Origin of the sequence: Barnesiella sp. CU968 (assembly GCF_905219685.1) — a bacterium.
GTDB classification, from domain to species: Bacteria; Bacteroidota; Bacteroidia; order Bacteroidales; family Muribaculaceae; genus Lepagella; species Lepagella muris_A.
In genome coordinates this window covers 1-1,804 of record NZ_CAJMXD010000497.1, presented here as the reverse complement: position 1 = coordinate 1,804, position 1,804 = coordinate 1, and the positions used below count along the sequence as shown (strand labels likewise).

Below are 1,804 nucleotides of genomic sequence, written 5' to 3'. Positions count from 1 at the left end.
CTCTTCGACTCGTAAAAACACCTCATAAAATCCTCTCAATGAACCTCACAATTAAATTTAAACAGTTTCTAAGAAACGATTGAATGAAAACGACAGGAATGTGTTTTCAGCCGTTCTAAAGAGTAAATTTTAACAAAGATAAGAAAATGCCCAAAATTACAGAAACCCGCATCAGCATGCTTCATGGCATCTTGCTGATAGCTTTGTTCGCGTGCGCTGCCTTTTATATCGGCGAGGCGCAGTTCCTGAAGAACATCTCGTTCAGTCCGATGATAATCGGTATCATTCTCGGTATGCTTTATGCCAACTCGCTACGTAATCACCTGCCGGAAACCTGGGTTCCCGGAATCCAGTTCTGTTCAAAGAAAGTGTTGCGTCTCGGAATCATATTGTATGGATTCCGGCTGACATTTCAGGATATAGTGAATGTCGGAGTGGCTGGAATCGTAATAGATCTGGTTATCGTCACAGTCACGATTCTTGGCGGAATATGGATAGGTCGTCTTCTGAAGATGGACAAGGACACAGCGTTGCTGACCTCCGTCGGAAGTGGAATATGCGGTGCCGCCGCTGTTCTTGGTGCGGAGTCTACAATCCGTACCCAACCTTACAAGACGGCGGTCGCAGTGGCGACAGTGGTGATATTCGGAACTATATCTATGTTCCTCTATCCGATAGCCTATAATTCCGGATGGCTTGATCTGACTCCCCAGGAGATGGGAATTTTTACCGGCTCCACACTTCATGAGGTAGCTCATGCCGTAGGTGCCGGCAACGCGATGGGTACTGAGATTTCCAACGTATCGATAATCGTGAAGATGATTCGTGTCATGATGCTTGTTCCGGTGTTGCTTATATTGGGATTCTGGGTCGCACGCCGCGGTGCGAAAGGTGCGTCGTCGGCAGAGAAGGGTAAGGTAAACATTCCCTGGTTTGCCGTTGGTTTCCTTGCAGTTATCGGATTTAACTCATTGAATCTGCTTCCGGCTGTATTTGTAGACGCTATAAATTATTTTGATACTTTCCTTCTTACAATGGCAATGGCAGCACTCGGTGCCGAGACAAGCATAGACAAGTTCAAGAAAGCAGGAGCCAAACCTTTTGTGCTGGCATTCTGTCTTGACGTATGGCTGATAATCGGTGGTTATATACTTGCAAAATACCTTGCGCCGCTTTGTCTGTAATTCAAGAAATAACATAACAAATATAAGCAAAAGGCGCAGCCTGCGGGCTGCGCCTTTTGCTTATATTTGTTATGTTCAGAGGTCCTTCTTTTTGTTACGTTTCTTTGCCGGGTCACATGTGAGACCGACTCCGAGTTTCTGGAATATCTTGTGGTCTACCTCTCCGAGCATCACAGTGGAATGCATCTGGCATCCGTTCAGCTTTTCAAGTTCTGCAAGGGCGAGCTTGCAGTTCTCATCGCGTGTCGAGAGCACGGACAAAGCCACCAGCACTTCATCTGTATGCAGTCTGGGGTTGAGACTGTGTAGACAATTGATTTTCATTGCCTGAATTGGTTCTATCATCTCCTGGGGAATCAGTTTTACAGAATGGTCGATTCCGGCAAGATGCTTCATCGCGTTGAGCAGGAGTGCCGCGCTCGGTCCGAGCAGTGGAGATGTCTGAGCAGTTATGATTGTGCCGTCGGAAAGTTCTATCGCCGAACTTGGGGCGTCATCGCGTTCGGCACGGGATCTGGCAGCCGTCACAACCCTGCGGTATGACACATCGATCTTTGCCTGATTGAAAAGGAGTGCGATTTTGTTGACCTCGCTGTCGTTTGTCTCGCCTTGTGCAAATG

At 47.3% G+C, this 1,804-nt stretch carries 1 protein-coding gene and 1 pseudogene; one reads left to right on the top strand and one right to left on the bottom strand.

What is annotated here, in order from left to right; translation table 11 throughout:
- Positions 1–176: 176 nt before the first annotated feature.
- A complete protein-coding gene (locus tag JX312_RS13070) occupies positions 177–1,184 on the top strand; it encodes a YeiH family protein (protein WP_124030491.1) in 1,008 nt (335 codons plus the stop codon).
- Between the two features lie 75 nt (positions 1,185–1,259).
- Here JX312_RS13070 and JX312_RS13065 read toward each other — a convergent pair.
- Positions 1,260–1,804: pseudogene (locus tag JX312_RS13065) on the bottom strand (DUF1846 domain-containing protein); the annotation flags it as partial.

Coding starts and splice junctions, on each gene's coding strand:
- JX312_RS13070 (WP_124030491.1), top strand. CDS start 177: ATGCTTCATGGCATCTTGCTGATAGCTTTGTTCGCGTGCGCTGCCTTT.